Here is a 22,127-nt window from a genome sequence, read left to right on the forward strand (position 1 = left end):
GCATCAGACTTTTTTCTATCGGCTAATGATATATAAATACTACGTTATTTGAAGACCACCTTCTTTACCGCCTTTTTAACTTTTTTTATTGGCTTAGATACCCTGGTTCTCAAAAATAATAAGCCCGCCATAAGGCGGACCCGCTTCAAAAGGATGACACTACCACGAAACGGTGACAAAGGAGATTTGCTGTCATTGACATAGGCAGCGTCAAATGCTAAAATATCAATGCGCTATGTAAGAGCCATATGCCCGAGTGGCGGAACTGGCAGACGCACAGGACTTAAAATCCTGCGGGGATCAAACCCCGTACCGGTTCGATTCCGGTCTCGGGCACCAGCGCATTACCACACAGCAAGACATAATAACCGTGTTTGATTTTTATGGGCTAAAAAATCCCGCTCACCTGCTGGTGATCGGGATTCTGCTTTTTGGCGCCAAGTGCATCAAGGACCATCCTTCGTCATAATATGCCATAATGTTATAAGGTATATAATGGCAAAATTGGGATCTGTATTATCACAATTTTACATGTAAGGAGTCTCTAAGGGGGTGGTTAGAGGGGGGTGGCTAAAAGTGGAAAAAATAAAAACATCAAGCCACCCCCTAAAACGGGTGGTTGAACCACCTCTATTGGTAGCAAGAAAATTTAGTTAAAATGCTAGCGTAAAACAAAAAAAGATAACTCGCCTACCCATACCAACCTAGCCACCCCACTTCCATACAATAATTCCCCTCCCTGCAGGATTCCGCCGAAATATATCGAAACACTGAAGAAGAAAAATATACCAAAAACGACCGCCCTCTCTCGGGTGGTCGTTGTGGGGTAGGCGGCATTCGACATAATACGACATTAAAACTTACAAAACAAGTGTTTGACTCGGCTGATAAATATGATAGGATGGTGTTGAGGCTTGCCGTATCGATTTAGAGATCCAATCCGGTTTTGCTTGTTCCAAAAGTTGCAGAAGAGCATCGGTGCTTTTTTGCACAGCTTCCTTACGGCGTCGGTACCCAATTGATCGCTTGTCGATAGATGAGTCGATTTTGCAAAGTTGCTTTTCTTCCTCAGCAGCAAGAAGGGTAAAGGATAAAGGAACAAAAGAGTTACCATCCGACCATCCGAGAGTAAGCATACGAAATCCTTTGAAATACCTATTCTCTACATGGTCCTTGAATCTGGACAGAAGTTCCACAGATTTACTACGATTGCGTCTATACGCTGAATCATCGATAATTAGAACGTTTAGCCATTGATCGCTCGCAAGGGGTGACAGGTGATTATGAACCACATTTTGAGCTATTAGAAACAGGAACTTCTTCCAGTGATAATGGCAGTTGTTGAGGAAGCGATATACGCAGTCCTTGGCAAATGGTATTTCATCATGATGTAACTGCAAGGTCCGATATAAATTTTTACCTGTAAAGACCAGTAAAAAGATAAAACGGAATACTTGAAAACAGGATGTTCCTTTTGTCTTTGTAAAATTGAATAAGAAAACTTTCTAACGAAGAAGGTGGCGGATGGTTTGCTGAAATCCCCCTTCTAGCCGGATGTATATCCGATGGAGAAACACCTGAAGAAACCATCGTAAACATAAATGACGCAAAAAAATGTTGGATTGAGACCAGCTTGGAGCTTGGGCGACCTATACCCGAACCAACAGCTGATGACTTTTCAGGCCAATTAAGGGTTCGTATGCCCAAGTCCCTTCACCGGACACTTGTCGAAAAAGCCAAAGAAGAAAACGTCAGCCTCAATCAATACATTAATTACCAGCTTGCTCGCGGAGTTGGCCATCCTTTCAACGTTATTAAGAAGTAAAACATAGCCTAATTTGTGTATATAATGGTCCTAGTCCGGCAATAGCCGGGTTTTTGCTTTTTCCCTATCCCTCCTCAACCGGCTCCCATTAACCACACCACAAGGACAACTTAATCCCCATCGAAAAGCCCGGCTCGAGGGTTCACCGGGTAAAATGTGTTGGCAAAATAGTTACTATCGTAATTGATTCCGTGCTAATCGCTATTAAGCCCCTTAATTGAGTTTAGCCATTTGGGTCTTAGATCACATTTTGTTATAAAATGCGTAAAAAGGGGCGGCTTACGCCAACCCCAACGCCTTTATCGCTCCACCAAGGGGAGTCACCCGTCTATACCCCGGCACTTGTGCATTTTTACAAAGGCGTTTCATCTTTTTTCTTTTTGGTTTAAACAGGATTCCGTTGCCCAGCTTTTTGAGCCATTAAATCTGCGAACTGGCGTTGGTGTTGTTGAATAGTGCTCTGATGTTGAAGCAATTTCTGTCTTAAGTCTTCGCTGCCAGCGTCAGCAGCAAGACGAGCAAAAGTGGCAGCTGTCATTTTTTCAAACTCTGCCGCATCAAAAAGCATATCAGCTTCATTCATTTTTCACCATCACTCCTTATTGAGGGAATTTTTTCATCATCTGCTGAAATTCCTTGGCAGTTTTTTGTTGAACTTGGCTGACTTGGGCAAATAAATTCTTGACCACCGGGTCAACTGCATGTTGACTATAAAATTGATATTTTTTAGCCGCTAAATCTTCTAACATGTAAGCATCCCGTGCAACGAAAAAATCCTTTGCCACAACAGCACCTCCTTTCCACTATAAGCGTAGTATGCATATCTTCATAAGTTGTATTCGGCTGAGGGGGAACATGAATTTCTGTTCTGACGGTCGCTGCCCACGTGGTCAAGGAAGTGGGCAAAGAAAAAATTGACATCCAAGCTTATTAGACAAGGCGAGCTCAGGAGTATTCTAATGCCTTTTACCTTACATGAACTTCTAATCGGGTTAATCATATTTTGAAAGTTTTAAACATAAATCTTGAAAATCCAGATATGAGGTTAATTTTGTTATATACCCCATCTGCTACTAACTTAGTTGTACGCCTTTTTGTTGTCTGCTTTTTGTATGCTTTTTTGAACAAAATCCAGTAAATCTGTTTCTATTATACGGTAAGCATTGCCAATTTTAGCAGCCTTGAGCTTATTCTTTTTTATATAATTATATACAGTAATCCTTGTAAGTTTGAGAATTTTAGAAACTTCATCAACTGTGTATAACTGCAAAGTAATTGTCTCATCTGAATGGATTCTAGAAATAAACTCGGTTACTTCATCAATTGTGTATTTTTTCAACTTAACTCCCTCCATCATGTATATTAATATGTTATTTCCCAGCAGTGATTATTTACTGTATTATCGATACTGCCAAAGAGAATAATCTTAAGCATTTAATTATTTGACTTATTTATTTAAGCAACTCCCTAATATAGACAAGGGTGTCGCTGTTGTTATAGACTTTTCACCTTGTCAACTACTTTGCAGATTACTGTCATATGCCTCAAAAAGGAATCCCCCTACTTCCTCCTGCTGTACAGGTTAAGAAGCCGCAAACCCTTGATATACAAGGAGATGCGGCTTGTTGGTTTTCATGGCTTAACAATGTGTGCTCATTTTTAAGCTTACATTTATAAGCTATTTCAGGTGTCTTGCGAAGCCGTGGCCTTTTTAAAACGGCGTTTTCCTTATGCTCTTTATACTGACTAACTATTTGTGCAGGGCGCTCTCATGGATACCGATTCTTCGGCCACCGTTGCCACGGATCGCCCCAACTCTAGTACCAGGCGGATCGCTTCTTCTTGAAAATGCTTGTCGTAATCGTGTCGAGTTGAATATTATATATTCACTATTCTTTAATATATGTGTGCATCGGAAATGCCCGATAAATCGGTTTTGGAAGATCTACAATAGTTTTATAACCCGGATCTGCATTGATCACATCAGGAATTCGGTTTACAGGGCTGGTAGTAGTAGTGATGTCTCCGTTCATATCATCCACAATAAGGTGAAGATTGGGATCTCCCTCTATTATCCATTCAATGCTTGTTCTTTCGGATTCGTCTTTTCTTACCTTGAATATTAAAGTGGATTCCCATGTGATATTCTCCTTAGTTTGAACTTCGCAAATAATTTGCAAACCATTGAGCGTACCTTTTTTAATGGTCATATCCCATTGGGGCTGAGGCATATCTTCAACCGCTAAAATAGGTTCTACACTAACTTTCTCACTCGTTGTAGTAAGTCCCATAACTTTTGAATTGGCATGAATTGCGGTTAAGGAAACTCGAGCCAGAGGATCATCTTCGCTCTTAGCTCCCACAGTAAGTGCCTTGTATTCCTCTACGGTTTTTCCCAAATACAGCTCATCTACAACAACTGGCCCCATATACTCTAACGGCAAAAAGTTGATAGACTTGATTTTTGAAATATTATTGTTTGCAGCAGCCAAGTCAGTACACAGGCAGGACCAGAATATATCCTGTATACCGCTTGCATAAAAAGTAACTCCATATTTTTTGCATTCAGCATCCAATTTATCAGCCAGTTCTGGTGCGCTAACCCAAGGATAGAAAGCTTCTTCAGCAATTGTAATTACGTTTATTCTTTTTTCTATACACTTTGTTGCCAGTAGATATACTTGTTCCAGAGCACTCTCAGTTGTTAGAAGAGCTACATCGGCTTCCGCTCCAACTCTTGCCAAAACCGCATCGACATCATTCTCTAATAAAACCCCGATAGGCTCTCTTCCAATTATTTCACCAATATCTTTACCGATATTTCTCTTCCTGCCCACAGCACCCACGATTTCAACACCATGATCCAACATGTATTTAACTGCATGTCCTCCCATAGTCCCCACACCAAAAATAATCGCCTTTACTTTTTCTTTTCTCATCTTCATATCCTCCTTTATTTAATATACATAATTTATTCACATAAACTCCTGAGCTTGTTTTTTTCGCTCATATTTCCAAAAATAGATTAATCCTTAAGATAACAGCTAAAGGAAGTACACGATACATGGGCTTTGGCATCCAAGAATCCTTGTTTACATATTATTTGTCTGTCCTTCTATCCTCACCGACGTAAAACCTTGCAAGAGATAAATGACAGTTAAGACTGCACAAGATACTGCCATAAAAAGAAAGCTAAATGAGGCAGACGGATTATTAAATATTTTACCTACAAATTCAATCAGAAAAGCTGCTAGGCCCATTCCTAAATAATAGCTGCTGTTAATAATAGACAGTGTATGTGTTTCCGAATTAGGTTCGGAAAGCGAAGTTGCCTGTGCATAAATATGTGGAAAGAAAACGCCGTAGCCAAGACCAAAAAGAAAACCGCCTGCGTAAATGGTTAGGCTATTGTCAATCAACATAATGACAATAGCAGCTACAGCCATTAATAGGTAACAGAAAAAGCTGACGAATCTATTCAATTTCGCAGTGAGCCACGCCAATAATAATCCGCCGAGGAAGCTGCCGATGGTAATCAATGAATTGAAAACCCCTGCAGTATCGGCAGAACCTACACCTTTTTCCAAAATATAGTCCGCACCTTTCAAGAAGATACAGTTGGTTAGAACAGCAAAAATAAATGCGTAAACTGTCCAGAGCCAAGTGGATTTATTCATTCTTGGTTTTTCCGTTTCCAGCGTTACTTTTTCTGGAGGCGTTTTGGGAAGGAATAAAATTTCCATAACAATGATTACTATAGAAAACAGATAAATTAGATATGCATTCTGCCAAGAGGACATCGTTGCGACCTTACCCGCAGCTATACTACAGATCGTGCCGGCAACACAACCGGCAGCAGCGTAAAATCCCATCATACGGGTCATTTCTGCTTCTTCGGTGAAAAGTTCCGCAATAATAGTTGGAACCAGGGTGATACAAAAACCTGCGCCAAAACCTTCAATAGCACGCATTATTAAATTATATGCAATGTTTGCATTCAGACCGCCCAGGCCACCGCCGACAGCAACCAGCAATGAACCTACAATCATCAATGTTTTTTTACTGAAAACAGTGCAAAGTTTGCCACAAATCAGAGCTGCCGGAATAATACATAGTGATGATAAAGTATAAGTGAGTCCCACCGTAGAAGCACTAGCATCAGGAAAAGCCGCAGCAATTTCGCCTAGGATAGGAGTAATGACAAAGGCATCTGCCATGAGAAAAAAAGAGGCTACAAGGATTGTCACTTTTGCAAAGATTGATACTTCTTTTTTCAATTACAACACCTCCAAAATTAAAATATAAATTAAGATTGCAATCTTAATAAGTAAGATATCGCAATTTTCATGCCAAAACATTTTATGCGAAAAAACAGTTGAAAATCATGATACAGAGATAATTCAAATATGATTACGCCTAATTATTGGGCATCTAAAGTATATATCCGTCATACTAGATTGTGTTTTTTCCTTAAACACAAAGTAACTACTGAATATGCCATTATTTTAGGCAGTGACTAATTTATGAGCACTAAATGTCTTATATAAACCATAAAAAAGTCCCGCTTTCCGTCACCGGCAGCAGGACTTTCCACCTTGAAAACATACACAGATCGCTAAAAAAATACAGGTGCGAATTCATTGGCGTAACATCTAATCAATACCCAACAAGTATTTATGGATGGATCTGGCCGCGGTGCGCCCCGCGCCCATGGCCAGGATGACCGTGGCGGCGCCGGTAACCACGTCGCCGCCGGCGTAAACCCCCGGCTTGGAGGTAGCGCCGGTTTCCGGGTCGGCGGTGATATTGCCCCTCCTGTTTACCGCCAGGTCGGGCGTGGTCTTGGGAATCAGCGGGTTGGGCCCCGTGCCGATAGCCACCACCACCGTGTCCACCTCCAGGATGAATTCGGATCCCCTAACCGGTACCGGGCTGCGCCGGCCGGAAGCGTCCGGCTCGCCCAACTCATAGCGCAGGCATTCCATGCCGGTTACCCAGTAGTCATCGTTATAGAGGATCCTGGCCGGGTTGGTGAGGAATTGAAACTTAACGCCTTCTTCCTCGGCGTGCTCAACCTCTTCAAACCGCGCCGGCAGCTCCACCCTGGAGCGCCGGTAGACGATCCAGGACTCCTGCGCCCCCAGGCGCAGGGCCGTGCGCGCGGCGTCCATGGCCACGTTGCCGCCGCCCAATACGGCCACCCTTTTGCCGACAAAGATGGGGGTGTCTGTTTCCGGGAAGCGGTAAGCCTGCATCAGGTTGGAGCGGGTCAGAAACTCGTTGGCCGAGTACACCCCGCAGGCGTTTTCGCCGGGTATCCGCATAAAGTTGGGCAGGCCGGCGCCGGTACCGAGAAAGACAGCGTCATAGCCGTTTTCCATCAGTTCATCTATAGTGGAAAACTTGCCGACGATAGCGTTGACCTGAATATCGACCCCCAATTTCTTGAGGTTGTCGATTTCCGCCTGGACGACTGACTTGGGCAGGCGGAACTCGGGAATGCCGTACATCAGCACGCCGCCCGCGATATGCAGGGCTTCAAAGATGGTGACCTCGTGGCCGAGCCTGGCCAGGTCGGCGGCGCAGGTCAGCCCGGCCGGACCGGACCCCACGATTGCCACCTTCTTGCCGGTGGGAGACGCTGTTGCCGGAAGCTTTACCCCGGCGGCCAGTTCCCGGTCAGCCACATACCGTTCGATCCGGCCGATAGCCACCGGCTCGTATTTCTTGCCCAGGGTGCAGTACTTTTCACACTGGTTTTCCTGGGGACAAACCCGCCCGCAGACTGCCGGCAAGGCGTTCGTTTCCTTGAGTTTTTGGGCACTCCCGGCAAAGTCCCGTTCGGCAACCTTTTTGATAAAAGCCGGGATGTCAATATCTACCGGGCAGCCCTGCCGGCAGGGAGCGTTTTTGCACTGGATGCAGCGCTCTGCCTCGGCGATAACGGCTTCTTCGCTGTAGCCCAGGGCAACCTCGTTAAAGTTCCCGGCTCTAACTACAGGGTCCTGAGCCGGCATGGGGTTCTTGTTGGGGATAATAGCCTTTTTTGCGTTTTCCGCAGCCATTACTCTTCACCCCCGCATCTGCACTGATGATCATGCCTGGGCCCTTTTTCCTCATACAGGTCCAGGGAAAGCTTTTCCTGCGTTTTATATACTGCGGAGCGGCGGGCCAATTCTACAAAATCCACCTCGTGCCCGTCAAATTCAGGGCCGTCCACACAGGTGAACCTGGTCTCGCCGCCCACGGTCACCCGGCAGCAGCCACACATGCCTGTGCCGTCAACCATCAGGGTGTTGATGCTGACCACGGTCTTGACACCATATCTCCTGGTCAGCTCGGACACCGCCCGCATCATGGGCAGGGGCCCGATGGCGAGACACAGGTCAATTCCTTTGTCTTCGATGACTTCCTTGAGCAGGTCGGTCACGAAGCCTTTGCGCCCGTAGGAGCCGTCGTCGGTGGCCGCCAATAGTTCGTCCGATACGGCCCTCATGCGGTCCTCCCAGAAAATGAGGTCTTTGGTCCTGGCCCCGATGATGCTGATAATCTCATTTCCGGCTTCTTTAAGCGCCCTGGCAATGGGGTAAACGGGAGCGACTCCCACTCCGCCGCCGACGCAGGCCACCCGGCCGTAATTCTGAATATGGGACGGGACGCCCAGCGGGCCGACAAAGTCCTTCAGGCAGTCTCCCGCCTCAAATGTGCCCAGCTCTTTGGTGGTCCTGCCCACCTCCTGGAAAACACAGGTAATGGTCCCTGCAGCCCGGTCAAAATCCGCTATGGTTACGGGTATCCGCTCACCTTCTTCATGGACACGCAGGATAACGAACTGACCAGCCAACGCTTTTGCGGCTACCAGGGGCGCATGGATCATAATTAATTTAATGGTCGCCCCCAGCTCTTCTTTTTCAATTATTTCGTACATCTTAATCACTTCTTCTTTGTATTATCCCTTCACTTTTTTCTCTACCTATCATCAATTAGTGGATGGAGTAACCTGCTTATTTATTAGTGTCCAGGACAAATACTTTCACACAAACCCTCCTCGTTGAATTTTTCTAATAATAATTAATTATGAAGGTAAATTCTGAATTGGACACCGAGCAGCCACCCATGCCAATAAGCATAATCCTTACAAAATCTCCGTTTTCAACTATATATTCACCATCTACAATCCATTCATTTACTACTATAGTCAAGTCTTCAGATCTATATTTGATTTTTTTATATTTCATTTAAAACTTTATTCACTATCAAACTAACCTTGATTTCCTTTTCATTTACTTCCACGCATCTTATGTTTTGTCCATCACCATGCATTAATGTAGGATGTATTTTTAAAAATAGGTCATTTACAAACACCTCTCTATAAAGGTAAGCAGTATTTCCCGGCAAGCAACACGATCCTTCTAGCGTTAATTGAGTGTTACTGGTTTCCAGCAACTTGATAATTGTTGCCAATCACAGTCTGTACAATATTTTCCACAGCTGGAGAAGCATTGTTCTACTCTTTATGGGAAATTTGAAAACACAAAAACGGGCTCAGGATCTAGATTATAATTGCAATCTCCAAGTCATGTATTGCAATTTTGATGCCAAAACTTTTTGATATAAAGAACTGTGAGAAATCAAATACTTTAAAAAATTATTATGCCAAATTATTGGGCATCAAGTTATACTTCCGTCATACTGGATTGTGTTTTTTCCCTAATGCAAAGTGAATATCTGAAAATGCCACATATTTAGGCAGTGATTAATTTATGAGCACTAACTCCTATTTTAGGGCTTGTTTAGGGGATATTGAACTATTCTAAATCAGTTTTGTTTGAGTTTTGGGAACAGATCTATTGCAAACTGTCTATCTTTTGCTCCAATAAAATTAATTCCCACCTGCATCAAAGCAGCTGGGTTTAAAGGTAAAAGCACAGATCTCTTTACACTAACTAAAAGAGCTACTAACGTAGCCCTATTTACCAATCCTACCTATTAATCCTAGTTGCGCCTCTCCTTTAAAGGCAACACGCCTTTATTAATATAACTTCTTATTATTTATATTCATTAAAAGCATCCTTACTTTTTATTTGGGTTTTCTATTTTCATCCTCTTCATACGATACTGCAAATTAGTACGGCTTATACCGATTGCTCGTGCTGATCGCGAAATGTTCCAGTTATTACTCGCCAAGGCAGATAAAATAACTTCTCTTTGAGTTTTCAGCAACGTATCTTTTAAAAGGCATTCTTCAGCACAATCATTCACCATTTCATTGACACTTCGAATACTATTTAACATTTGTTGTTGGGAATGTTCTTTATATAGATGCTTAATATGAATTGGCAAATTATCAAAGGTTATAGTTTCTCCGGGCTCCAGCATCACCACAATACTTTCCATCATATGCTCAAGTTCTCTTACATTCCCCGGCCAGTTATAAATGTCCAAAGCTTCTAAAAATGTTTGGCTCAGCTCTACCTTTTTATTTAAATACACTTCTGCAAACTTATCTGCAAAATATTCAGCAAAAATCCGGATATCCCCGATTCGCTCCCTTAACGGCGGAATTCTAATTGAAATAACGGACAATCGATAATATAAATCGTCTCTCAAAGTGTTATTCTTTATACATTCAACTGGCGGTTTATTAGTGGAACTGATAAATCTGCACTCAATGCTATGCTCTACATTTGATCCAATCCTTCTCACCTTTTTTTCCTGTATTACTCGCAACAATTTTGCCTGCAAATTAAGAGGCATGGAATTTATCTCATCCAAGAAAAATGTACCACCCTTTGCCGTCTCAAAAAGTCCTGGACTATTTTCAGCATTGGTAAAGGCACCTTTTGTAGTTCCAAACAACATGCCTTCCAATAAATTTTCCGGAATTGCCGCGCAGTTAATCGCAATAAATGGCTTGCTGCTGCATTCCGACGCATTATGGATACTTTGTGCAAAGATTTCCTTCCCTGTGCCTGTTTCTCCCTCTAAAAGCACTGGTGAAAGGCTTGAGGCCGCCTTTCTGGCCTGCTTAACAGCCACTTTAAGAGATAAATCTTCACCTATTATATTGTTAAATGTATATCTGGTTCCATTAGAATTTTCTTTGTTTTCAGATATCATTATCTGCCGTGAGTCAATCGCTTTTCTAAAAAGACTCTTAACATAACTGGGGTATTTTGTTGTAGCTACGACAGACACGATTTCACCATTTTCCCACACAGGGTATGCAGAATCCAGGCTGGTGAACTTCTGATTGTAAAAGCTTGTCCATTCATTCTGCATGTCATATACTGGTTTTCCGGTATCAAAGACCGCCTTGATGCAACCTCCGTCTTTATCACAGTATAAATCGGTGTAATGCTTGCCAATCGCTGTTTCTTTATCAACTTTATCAAAAACAGATGCCGTAGTATTGTAGAAGATAATAATTCCATTTTTATCAACTACAATAATTCCCAAATCACTCATTACATCTAACCATTCACAACACTGGACTTTCCCGGCTTTTCCATCTGGCTTCACATATTTTTTCATACCCGCTCTCCTTTATTGTGCTACCTTTTATACAGCCTTAAAGGTCCACGGATAAATCTTTTTCGGAATACACTTTCATTCTATAAGCATTATTTATTACACCAATCTACTATAGTCCTAAGTTTGAATTATGCACCAATAAATAGAACTCCCCGACAAAAGTGTAAAGCCCCCCTGCTAACATTTTAATTTAACAGGGAGGCCCTCTCAAGTACTACATTATCTAGTACTATATCATAGAGTACCATACCTTCAATTACTATGTGTTTGAAGGTTAGAGTATTTATTTTATATAATCTCCAAAAAGTTTTGAATGATATATTGGTTTAGGCATATCAGCAACAGTAAGCAGTCCCGGTTCTGCATTAATCACATCGGGAATTCTATTAACCGCGCCAATGCTGGTAGTGCATTCACCGTGCATGTCTGTCGTAACAATATCAAGTACCGGTTCGCCCTCGACGACCCATTTATTAATCGCATCTTCACCAGACTCTTTAACCTTTGCGCGCCAATCGCCAGTAAGAAGAATTCCTTCTTCCGTCTGCAATTCAACGCAGTCGTTCATGCCTATAATTCCACCCTTTTTGACATGGGTGTCAATGCATCCAAGATATACGTCCTGCTTAGCAAAAATAGGTTTTCTGCTCGCATTTTCCTTAATAACCTTTAATCTCATTTCATGGGCCATACAGTACAAAACTTCAGTATAAGCCATTGCCCTTAAGTCTTGTTCTTTTGCAAGCATTTCATTAAATTCGTCAACAGTGTATCCGACAAAAGCTTCTTTAGCCACTTCTGGTCCAAGTTCATCCAGGAATGCAATATTTGTACCGTGAATCGCTTTAAGGTTATGACAGCTGCTGGCTAATAACACCCCCAGGTTTGACCAGTGTACATCCTGAATACCTGTTGCCAGAACAGAAACGCCATTGGCCTTTGCAAGGGCATCAATCTCATCTGCCATTTCCGGGCAGGTTCTCCATGGCCAATACCAGTCCTCTGAGATAGTTACAACATTAATCTTGTTTTCTACACAAAGCTTTATTTCAGGATATACTTCGGGAACTGGTGTCTTTGTCATAATAACAGCAACATCTAGCGCTGTTCTCTTAATCACTGCCGCCAAATCACTTTCTATTTTTACTCCTAGAGGAGCGATACCCGCTCTTTCTCCAATATCTATACCCTGCAGAGCAGGATCAATATCAACAGCCGCTACGATTGTTACTCCATGGTCAATCATATAGCGAACGGCCAATGTCCCCATGGCTCCTATCCCTACTGATACTGCATTAATCTTTTTACTCATTTTTTACTCCTTTCAGTCACAATTCTTCGTTTGACCAAAGTTCAAGCATTTATTATTTACAAACAGATGAAAAGAGTTTTTGAATGCATCTTTATCGATATTGCCTCTTACATAATTTGTTCTTTTTCAGCCTTCTCTTTAATTGCATTCAACACTCTTTCTCTCGTAAGCGGTATTTGCTTGATCTCAATTCCCAGCGCATCGCGGATAGCGTTGGAAATTCCCGGCATAACCGGTACAAGTGCTACTTCGCCGATACCTTTAGCTCCATAAGGTCCATTCTTGTGAGGGGTAGCCGCAAAACCGCTGACTAATGCTTCATTTTTCGGTGCATCTAACATTGTCGGGATCCTGTAGTCCAGGAAGTTGGGGTTTATTACCTTGCCTTGATCATTAAATTTAACTTCTTCATAGAGAGCCTGACCAATACCCATAACAAATGCACCTTCAAGCTGCAATTCAACAAGCTTGGGATTTAACGGGTAGCCCATATCATACCATCCGCCGGCTTTCAAAATTTTTACTTCACCGGTTTCAGTATTTACAGCAACTTCAAAACCCAAAGCACCATATGAATAGAAAGTAATTAAATCTTTAGACTGCCCTGTCTCACGGTCATCTTCCTCAAAGGTCATCACGAAAGTATCTTTTCCTATGATAACGCCGCCTTCCAGCAAATACCCACCGTATTCAAACAGTTGATAGAAGTATATGGAATTGTCCGGATTTCCGATTTCATATACTTTTCCATCTCTTGTTTCCAATTTATCATCGGGGACTCCCATAATACCTGAGGCAACATTAAACACCTGTTTTTTTGCATCCTGACAAGCCAGTCTAACCGCGTTGCCGTTAATAAATGTTCCCCTGGAGCAATAAGTTCCTTCATCATAACCGCAAACAGCGGAATCTCCATTAACAATTTTAATCTTATCATAAGATGTCTGGAATTCTTCTGCTGCAATCTGCGCTAATACAGTCACCGCACCTTGACCCATTTCGCAATGCATTGTTCTTATTTCAATTACACCATCATCATAAACGTGACACAGTGCGACCGTACCCGTGTTCCAATATGCTGTGAATTTGTTACCTGTGGAAATACCTCTTCCGAATACCCATGGTCCTTCCGGCGCCCTTTTGGGTTCGTCCAGCTTCAAATATTCAACTGCTTTATCCAAACAGGCCATTGTACCGTTATTGTATGTTACCTGCCCGATGGGATCGATATCCCCATCAACGAGAAGGTTTTTCCTTCTTATTTCTACCCTGCTGATGCCAAGCTCGTCAGCAGCCTTGTCCATCAGGCTTTCGACGGCAAAGGTAAGGATTTCAGATCCCAGCGATCTATATGGACCGGTAGGCGACAAATTCGTATAAACACCGTAAGCATCAATTCTCATATGCGGGCAGCGATACGTGCCGGTTGCACCATATACACCTGCACTGACCAATACCGTTGTATGCGTACTGTAAGCGCCGCTGTCTACAATTTCTTCGATATATCTGGCAACAAGAGTTCCATCTTTTTTATATCCATCTTTTAAAAGTACAATTCCCGGGCTTCTTGGATTTCCTGAAACAAATACGTCTTCTCTGGACATTTCAATTCTTACCGGACGCTTTAATTTTAAAGCTGCCAGGCCGGCAATAGGGCACACAATGATACCTACTTTACCGCCAAAGCCACCGCCTAAATGTGGTGAAACAAAACGCATTTTAGAAGTTTCCAATCCAAGAACTTCGCACATCTCATACCTGTGATACATGCCACCCTGCTCACTTCCATAAAGCGTCAGGCTTCCATCCGCTTCAGGAACTGCTAATGCAACATGTGGTTCCAGACAGCAATGAGACGCACGCGGCAGTGAATATCTGCCTTCAAATATAAAATCTGCCTCCGCGAAACCTTTTTCGATGTCTCCATGGATAATCTTGCGGTGGATAAATTGATTCGGGCGCTCAGGGTCCAAACTGGACCATACACCTTGGAACTCTATATGTTGATAATTGGGAAGTTCCTCATGTACTACTACTTTACATTCTTTGGATCTCGCTTCTTCAGGATCAAAGACAGCCGGCAGTTCTTCATATTCAACTTTAACCAACTTCAGCGCTTCGTCTGCAACTGCATTGGAAACAGCCGCTACCACAGCTACCGGATCTCCGACATAACGTACAGTCTTCTTGGCAAGTACATGCCTGTCATGGATATAGCCTGCAGTACGCTCCTCCGGGCAATCCTCTCCTGTTATAACACCGATAACGCCTGGAAGCTTCAATGCTTCAGATGCATCTATTTTCTTTATTCGTGCATGGGCATAAGGACTTCCCAAAATTTTACCGTACAGCATACCTTTTGGTTTTATATCAGCAGTAAAAATGGCCTTCCCAGTTGCTTTCTCATATGCATCTTTTCTCGGAACACTCTTCCCAACAACGCTATATTCAGACATATTATTTCCTCCCTCTAGTTTTACCAATTAAGCCTTCTTCAGCATTTCTTTTGCTGCATTTACGGCGTCAATGATTTTTCCATATCCCGTACAACGACAAATATTTCCTCGTAACGCATCTCTTATTTCGTCTTCTGTAGGGTCAGGATTTTCATTTAAAAGAGCTACGGTAGATAAAATCATTCCCGGCGTGCAAAATCCGCATTCAATAGCATGTTGGTCTATAAAGGCCTGCTGAACAGGATTTAATACTCCGTTTTGCTCCAAACCTTCAATTGTTGTAATTTTTTTATTTTGTGCTTCTGCAGCCAATACAGTACAGGAAGGAACAGATTTACCATCAATGAGCACCGTGCATGCGCCACAATCGCCATCATCACAACCTTTTTTAACCCCGGTTAAAAGAAGATCTTCTCGAAGCATGTCCACCAATGTGGTCTCGGGAGCCACGGCAATTTCATGTATTTCGCCGTTTACATTAAATGTCATTAACTGTTTCATATTCGATTTACCTCCTGGTTTATAAATGCGCAGCGGCCTGTTTAATTGCGTCTCTCGTTAATAAACGGACTAAATTTCTGCGATAATCTGCTGTTGCCCTGATATCTGTAATTGGTCTGCATTCATTCTGGCTTACATAGTTTGCTACCGTATTTATCAAATCGTCGGTAAGCACTTTCCCAATAAGCATTTCTTCACCTCCAAAAGCACGCTTAGGAGTTATTGCAACGGCTCCCAACGCGATTTTAGCATCTTTGCAAATACCGTCTTCAACTACAAGTTTTGCGGCAACACCCACCAGAGCCAGGTCCAAGGCCCTTCTGATAGAGGTTTTATAATAAAACGAATCTGCATTTTTTTCCATAGCGGGAATTTGAACTTCTGTAACCAACTCATTACTTGCAACCACTGTTTGACATACGCCTGTAAAAAATTCTTCTATAGGGACTATTCTTACACCATTAGAACTTAAAATCTTGATTTTTGCACCCAGGACCAATAACGCCGGTGCAGAATCTGCTGAAGGAACTGCATTGCATATATTTCCTACTATTGTACCGATATTGCGAACCTGTGTACTGGCAATGCTGTGAGCCCCTTCATATAAAGCGCGGTATTGACTCTTAACAATGGAATTGTTTTCGATCACCCTGATCGGTGTTTTAGCACCAAATCTTAAGCCAGTGTCACAGTCCCAATCGATATACTTTAAACCCCTGACTTCCTTTAAGCTAATAACATGTTTAGGTTTCAAAACCCCTCCCTTCAGCTTAGGAATTACATCTGTACCTCCGGCAATAATTCTTGCCTCATCTCTGTAATTGTCTAACAAGGTTAGCACTTCTTCGAGAGTTTTCGGTACATGGTACTCAAAATGCGGGATAGATGCTATTGACATAAATCTGCCTCCTTCTTGTATTGCAATTATTGCATTTCTGCCACTAGTTAATTAATTACCACAAATGCAGCAGCTTCAATCATTTCAGTTTCTTTGTGTTTTCAACACACTTTAAGCCCGGAAATGGGCAGCGCCTGCAGCATTTAGTGCACTCGTACTGTTGCGAGATTACTTTTCTTGGGTCGCCAAGTTTGATTTCACTAGCTTTTATTTTTTTTTCTTCTTCATCCAATTTAATCACCTCATTTAATGCATGATACCCTTTCATGCGTGCATCCTCCTCACCCCCCGGCAATAAATCGTATTGTATGAATACGATCCCCTTCGTGCAGTAAGTATGTCCCAACTTGTTCAAGAGGTACGGATTTCCCATTCACAATTATTCCACCGATTCTCTTAATTTCACGTGGGCCAATTACTGCTTCTAAGGTAACTCCATCCTTAAATTCCAGCTCCCTTTTCTCCAAGAAAACTTTCATATTAAGAATTCCTTTCTGATTTGGAATTATTACAGGCATTTGCTTTATACCTTACCAAATGCAAACGTCTAATTTTTCTTTAACAACATGCCCTCCCTTTCTTATGAAAACACCTACTAATTCATCATTTATTTCACATGCTGCCTTTAACCTATCGATCAACCCCTTTTAAATATCTTTATAATAACCAGTAGCTCTGTTATAAAGGCTATTCAGTTTCCACTAAGTTTTGTCTCTTAAGTACACCTTTTTCTCTGGTGACAACACCTTGTACGGTCGCAAATGCACACATAACCGCAGAAGAAATAATCATGCATATGAATGCAAAGTACGCAGTATGATTATCAAATATATTTGCCAATGCAGCATATACAAAAGTACCGCTGAACATGCCGAGATAATAAGTAGCAGTAATCAGTGAAATTGTTTTAGTTTCAGAATTAGGTGCACAAATCATAGTGCCCTTTGCATAAAGCCAGGGGAAGAATGCACCATAACCAATTCCGAAAATGAGCATCCCAAGGTATACAATTTCTACATTTTTAAAGGAAACAACAGCAATAGTCCCGGCCAATATCAGTACCCAGCAAACTAAATCTATAAAAGAATCAAATTTTTCAAAGATCCAGGCCATGACGCATGCCCCTAAAAAGCTCCCGATTGTTATGAATGATTCAGCGATCCCTGCATGTTCCGCTCCGCCCAAACCGGTTTCCAAAAAATATTGAGCCGTCTTTATGAAAATACAGATAGTCATAGCTGCATATATAAATGAGATAAATGCCCACTCTACAACGGCTCTATTTATGAAAGCCTTACCTGTCAAATCATCTTTTGGTTTTTCAGTCGGGGTTTTCGGCAAAAAGCAAACCTGTAAAATAATAATGATAACAGCAAAAAGATATACATAATACGAATAATGCCATGATATGCTTTCAGCAATTTTCCCCGCAGCGATGCTACTTAAAGTTCCTAAAATAGCCCCAACCGCTGCCTGCCAACCCATCATTCTTGTCATTTCTTTTTCATCCCTGAACATTTCCGCAATAATGGCAGGTATTAAAGAAATACAAATCCCCGCGCCGAATCCTTCCATTGCACGCATCCCAAGCATAATTCCCAGATTCTCAATCATTCCACCAAGTCCACCAAAAATAGCAATTAGCATACCACCAAAAAGCATCAGTGATTTTTTGCTAAATTTTGTACAAAGCTTTACACAAAGTAACGATGATATAATTACTGTAATTTGAGATAAGCTGTAACATAATTCTATAGTGGTGATTTTTGCATTAGGAAATGCAATTGAGATTTCTCCTAGTATTGGTGTTACAACAAACATATCTGCCATAGTATAAAATGCGGATATAAGAATCGCTACCTTGGCCATAACAGAAACTTTTTGTTTCATAATTGCCACCTCCAAATTGACATAAAAGTTAATAGGTACTTTTATGGGATATCTGTTTATGTTAATTTTTGTATACATTGATGAAAGCTGAACAATTTTTATTGATATGCAAATGCCATTCCATTTGATTATTTCTCATCGTAAAATTTTCTTATGAACTTCTGCTGCGTTACAAATACTCTTCATAAATCCTTTATTTTAGCCTTTTTTTAATTTTTTTATTTCCTATAATATATTTTTTATTATTAAAAAATCATCTTTTCAACCATATTCCAATTTTTGTACAAGCATTAAATATGCTTAAATATTAGGCTATTTTTTTAGAGAACCTTATAACTACTTGCCATTCCACAACAATCTTGATATTTTTTTTAACAGTGCCAAATTATTATGCAGTGCCAAATTTATTGTCACGTACCTTCACAACGTTATTTTGCTTAGTACCGGTATGATTCCGCTCTAGGGCGCCGCAATATTTCCAAAGACGTAGGGGGTGGATTTTTTATTTCCACCCCCTACGTCTTTGGAACGAGTCCCGTACGTTTGAAAAGACCCGGGAACTCATGGGACTAAACCCCATTCGCTACTTAATAAAAGAAAAACCTACTTATACACTCGTAATGTGCCATAAGCTTGCTAATTCGGACGAAGTCTGAATCTATTGTATTACATCCTCAAATTCCAACATTATCTGTTGATCCAGATTAAATGCCCCTAAACGATTTGTTAGTTATATCCTCTCCTGACGCTCACATAATATTCCCTTACCCGATCTTTCAATAACAGACCCTAATAATCCACCTATTAATCCGCCCAACATTCCACAGAATACGGGACTGATTCTGCAGCAAGATATAATCCCCAGTGTTCCTCCCATCGCTCCCCCAATAAATAACCCGTTATATTTCGCATTGACGAATTTCCTGTCTTCTTGAAATTGGCTAAGACCACAGTTGATTTCTAACGCCCTGTTATAAGCCTGCCAGATGGAGTAGGTGTATATACAAGGATAAAATAATATCCACTGTAAGTCGGCAACGTTTACAGCATCCTGAAACGTAAGCGTCTAATAAGATAGTGTATGGAAACTTCCCAAAAAGTGTGGTTTATCAATGAGAAAATTCGGTAGATTTTAAAATATAGTTTTAAAATTACTTATAACTCTAGAAGATTTCGATATAGATGGGTTATATCAGAAGGAGAGCAAGGAACTTCTTTAATAAGTTTGGTTCTGACATAGAATAGAAAAGCAGAAAACGAGAATTCAAGAAAAATAAATTAAGCATGGGAGATGTGGACATACTGTATACTTAAGATTTTAAGACCAATAAGCTCTCGATTTTATAAGGTCTTATAAAAATCCAAAAAATCTCCACTCCTAAGAGCGAGGCAATTCTTCTACCAAAATACCGCCTCATACGACGGCCCTATAATACTTCACTATCAACTTGTCCAACACCTGGCTGACCTCAGCAACTTTTGCAGTACCCGGCCCCGGCAGCCGCCCATCCGTTCATTTTAGCACGTAAACGTTCAATCTCAATAAGCAATACAGTACGGGGCGTTTATTGCAGCTAGCTGGAACGGTTTGCAATGCTCCTACATAATATACCAAAGAAACATATTGCTGTGGTTTACTAATTCGTCCAATATGTAAAGGGGGTCAAATAAATGGCGTTCGGAGCAGCCGGAGGTACAGGATGTGGCACGGGTAGTGGAGCTGGTTTCGGAAACTGGGGATTCATCATTTTCCTGATCTTTATCTTGCTTATATTCGGAGTAGGGTTCATAGGCGGTTGTATTTAGAACCATTAATTAAGTCATGAAGAAGGCCATCTGAGGCGCTTTCTGTTTTTGTTTTGATTACTGTTCAAAAGGCCCCACTCCGTAGAGCGAGGCCTTCACTGTTATTTTACGGTTGATACTTTTAAACCAGCCTTTATTAGATCGCTTAAGGTATCAGCATTACCATTTGTCACCAGCATTAGCCTATATGGTGGTTTAGTTTCCACACCTTTAATAATAAACTCTGTATTAAGAATCTTAATTCTAACAGGAGTTTCTTGACACGATTTGTTATATTCCTCTGCAATTTTTTCTACTAGGAGCGGTTCTACTTTGAGGGTCATTTCATAACCCGAAAGTGTTGCTTTTGATGTAACGCCCATAAAACCCATGGGAAGGAAACTATCTAGTTCCAGCTGTTGCAACTCCTCATTTGTTAGGATAATCATTCATTGCCCTTCTTCCTATTTATTGATACATTGTAGTATATACCGTTTAGGTATATACTGTCTATAAGATACACTCAGTAGAACAAACACAAAAAAAGCCGCCTACCCCGAGAGGTAAGCGGCTTTCGTATGTCTGCGGATTTAGTTTGTCCAATTATTCGATCGGTTCTGGGGCAACGGTTGAGGCAGATGTGTCTACGGCAGCCGTTACGTCGGTGGTCGTAGTGATTACGATGCTGCTGACCAGATCTCCTGCCCCCTGAATAGCCTTCTCCTTCTCCCTTTCAAACCGCATCAAAAAGGCTTGTAGATGTGTCTAAGTTGCTCCAATAATCCCACCGCCTATAAAAATAGCCGCCCTGCTACGGCGGCAAATAAGCAGATTATGTTCTTGTTTATCACTCCCTCTCCTGGTAAAATATAGACAAAAAGGAGGTTTTGCCTATGCGAAAACTTGTCGTAGCGTTGGCGGTTACGGTGATGGTGCTGGGTTGGCTGGCGTAGCTGGGGCATATTGGACTGACTTAATCTACCAAATTACGCCTTTTAACCCCTTGGGAGCAGAAAGCACTGCTGAGATTAATTACACTACTAAGCAAAAACCAAAAAGTTCCGGCCATGTAATCATAGGCACCACCTCCCCTCGCGGGAAAGTGACCGACCGCCAAACGGCAACTCCAAGTTTATTTCACCATACCCATGCCAATTTGTTGTCAAGTTGATTAATGCTCGATACCCTGTTCTAATATCGCAAAGCAAACGATATGACTACTATGCGAATCAATGTCTCGGTTCCAAAGTATTTAAAGGTCCTCGGTGATGAAGCTGGAGTGAATTTCTCCCAAATTCTACAAGAAGGTTTAAAAAATTATCTTGGTATTTCAAAGCAGCCTTAACCAGCTGCTTCTTGTTTTCCTGCAACAAAAAGAGCCTTACGGACCAAGCCGGACCACAGCCAAATGTCACTACTTCACACATCTTCCTTAACCAAATGACCTGTTGATGGATTCATATTTTTTCCCTCCTCGCATAAATAATCTTACTGGGGTGAAGTAAATAGAGATGCAAACTAAACACTTCGTTGTAGACACAGCCCTATTAATTTTAATGTTAATAGCCGCAATTACCGGATTTATTGTTTGGTTAGTCCTCCCAGACGAATTAGAATTCGAGGGAATACATCATCTTCTGGGAGAAATTCATAAATGGGCGTCATTAGGTTTGGTTGCTTTGACTGTGTATCATTTTGTTCTTCACTGGAATTGGTACAAAAGAACCCTTAGGAATCTGAAGATAAAATGATCTTTTGCTGATAACTATAGGTGAGACAATCCATATGCCCCGGTAGGGCAATGTCATTAAGATAAGGCCAAGGCCATACCCGCAGCACAAAAGAGCAGAGTATCAAAAGGTACCCTGCTTTTTTTCGTTAAAAAATTGGAGAAATTTCAGAAAAACACTTGACAAAACGTAAAAA

At 41.6% G+C, this 22,127-nt stretch carries 19 protein-coding genes and 1 tRNA gene; 2 read left to right on the forward strand and 18 right to left on the reverse strand.

The genetic code is table 11. From position 1 onward, the window contains the following. The first annotated feature begins 250 nt into the window (after window positions 1-250). Window positions 251-339 (forward strand) — tRNA-Leu (locus tag Psfp_RS00710). 521 nt (window positions 340-860) lie between these two features. Here the strand turns inward: Psfp_RS00710 and Psfp_RS00715 are convergent. Further along, on the reverse strand, window positions 861-1,400 hold the full coding sequence (locus Psfp_RS00715; protein WP_192895212.1) for a transposase: 540 nt from the start codon (window positions 1,398-1,400) through the stop codon (window positions 861-863). 92 nt (window positions 1,401-1,492) lie between these two features. Here Psfp_RS00715 and Psfp_RS00720 point away from each other — a divergent pair, with 92 nt between their 5' ends. Further along, window positions 1,493-1,825, forward strand: a complete 333-nt coding sequence (locus tag Psfp_RS00720) for a type II toxin-antitoxin system HicB family antitoxin (RefSeq protein ID WP_134216656.1) — start codon at window positions 1,493-1,495, stop codon at window positions 1,823-1,825. Between the two features lie 385 nt (window positions 1,826-2,210). On the opposite strand, the gene Psfp_RS00725 is transcribed toward Psfp_RS00720, so the two are convergent. The 17 genes from Psfp_RS00725 to Psfp_RS00805 all read right to left on the reverse strand — a co-directional run bounded on the left by Psfp_RS00725 (window position 2,211) and on the right by Psfp_RS00805 (window position 20,650). Next, window positions 2,211-2,408, reverse strand: a complete 198-nt coding sequence (locus tag Psfp_RS00725) for a spore coat protein (RefSeq protein WP_134216621.1) — start codon at window positions 2,406-2,408, stop codon at window positions 2,211-2,213. A gap of 16 nt (window positions 2,409-2,424) precedes the next feature. Continuing rightward, the gene (locus tag Psfp_RS00730) at window positions 2,425-2,610 is read right to left on the reverse strand and encodes a hypothetical protein (RefSeq protein ID WP_134216622.1); all 186 of its coding nucleotides are present in this window, start codon (window positions 2,608-2,610) and stop codon (window positions 2,425-2,427) included. 293 nt (window positions 2,611-2,903) lie between these two features. Continuing rightward, complete coding sequence (locus Psfp_RS00735; RefSeq protein WP_192895213.1) at window positions 2,904-3,164, reverse strand: helix-turn-helix domain-containing protein; 261 nt, start codon at window positions 3,162-3,164, stop codon at window positions 2,904-2,906. A gap of 550 nt (window positions 3,165-3,714) precedes the next feature. Beyond that, window positions 3,715-4,764, reverse strand: a complete 1,050-nt coding sequence (locus Psfp_RS00740) for a hypothetical protein (RefSeq protein ID WP_192895214.1) — start codon at window positions 4,762-4,764, stop codon at window positions 3,715-3,717. Window positions 4,765-4,917: 153 nt separating this feature from the next. Next, window positions 4,918-6,102 (reverse strand): MFS transporter, encoded by a 1,185-nt coding sequence (locus Psfp_RS00745; RefSeq protein WP_134216625.1) that lies wholly within the window; start codon window positions 6,100-6,102, stop codon window positions 4,918-4,920. 375 nt (window positions 6,103-6,477) lie between these two features. Continuing rightward, on the reverse strand, window positions 6,478-7,890 hold the full coding sequence (gene gltA / locus Psfp_RS00750) for an NADPH-dependent glutamate synthase (RefSeq protein ID WP_134216626.1): 1,413 nt from the start codon (window positions 7,888-7,890) through the stop codon (window positions 6,478-6,480). Further along, a complete protein-coding gene (locus Psfp_RS00755; protein ID WP_134216627.1) occupies window positions 7,890-8,753 on the reverse strand; it encodes a sulfide/dihydroorotate dehydrogenase-like FAD/NAD-binding protein in 864 nt (287 codons plus the stop codon). The genes gltA and Psfp_RS00755 overlap by 1 nt, the downstream gene beginning before the upstream one ends. Window positions 8,754-9,052: 299 nt before the next feature. Beyond that, complete coding sequence (locus Psfp_RS21250) at window positions 9,053-9,289, reverse strand: hypothetical protein (protein WP_153189485.1); 237 nt, start codon at window positions 9,287-9,289, stop codon at window positions 9,053-9,055. A gap of 609 nt (window positions 9,290-9,898) precedes the next feature. Then, window positions 9,899-11,359: a sigma 54-interacting transcriptional regulator gene (locus Psfp_RS00760; protein WP_134216628.1), complete on the reverse strand. Its 1,461-nt coding sequence runs from the start codon at window positions 11,357-11,359 to the stop codon at window positions 9,899-9,901. Between the two features lie 283 nt (window positions 11,360-11,642). Continuing rightward, on the reverse strand, window positions 11,643-12,671 hold the full coding sequence (locus tag Psfp_RS00765) for a hypothetical protein (protein WP_134216629.1): 1,029 nt from the start codon (window positions 12,669-12,671) through the stop codon (window positions 11,643-11,645). 107 nt (window positions 12,672-12,778) lie between these two features. Next, complete coding sequence (locus Psfp_RS00770) at window positions 12,779-15,127, reverse strand: xanthine dehydrogenase family protein molybdopterin-binding subunit (RefSeq protein WP_134216630.1); 2,349 nt, start codon at window positions 15,125-15,127, stop codon at window positions 12,779-12,781. Between the two features lie 27 nt (window positions 15,128-15,154). After that, on the reverse strand, window positions 15,155-15,628 hold the full coding sequence (locus Psfp_RS00775) for a (2Fe-2S)-binding protein (RefSeq protein ID WP_134216631.1): 474 nt from the start codon (window positions 15,626-15,628) through the stop codon (window positions 15,155-15,157). A gap of 19 nt (window positions 15,629-15,647) precedes the next feature. Continuing rightward, window positions 15,648-16,526 carry a xanthine dehydrogenase family protein subunit M gene (locus Psfp_RS00780; RefSeq protein ID WP_134216632.1) on the reverse strand — a complete coding sequence of 293 codons (879 nt, stop codon included), beginning with the start codon at window positions 16,524-16,526 and terminating at the stop codon, window positions 15,648-15,650. A gap of 79 nt (window positions 16,527-16,605) precedes the next feature. Beyond that, window positions 16,606-16,794: a hypothetical protein gene (locus Psfp_RS00785; RefSeq protein ID WP_134216633.1), complete on the reverse strand. Its 189-nt coding sequence runs from the start codon at window positions 16,792-16,794 to the stop codon at window positions 16,606-16,608. A 13-nt stretch (window positions 16,795-16,807) separates the two neighbouring features. Next, entirely contained in the window at window positions 16,808-17,044 is a 237-nt protein-coding gene (locus Psfp_RS00790; RefSeq protein ID WP_134216634.1) for a hypothetical protein, read from the reverse strand. Between the two features lie 169 nt (window positions 17,045-17,213). Then, the gene (locus tag Psfp_RS00795) at window positions 17,214-18,416 is read right to left on the reverse strand and encodes an MFS transporter (protein ID WP_192895215.1); all 1,203 of its coding nucleotides are present in this window, start codon (window positions 18,414-18,416) and stop codon (window positions 17,214-17,216) included. A gap of 1,907 nt (window positions 18,417-20,323) precedes the next feature. Then, entirely contained in the window at window positions 20,324-20,650 is a 327-nt protein-coding gene (locus Psfp_RS00805) for a hypothetical protein (RefSeq protein ID WP_134216636.1), read from the reverse strand. Window positions 20,651-22,127 lie beyond the last annotated feature (1,477 nt).

The organism is Pelotomaculum sp. FP, assembly GCF_004369245.1.
Classification (GTDB): domain Bacteria; phylum Bacillota; class Desulfotomaculia; order Desulfotomaculales; family Pelotomaculaceae; genus Pelotomaculum_C; species Pelotomaculum_C schinkii.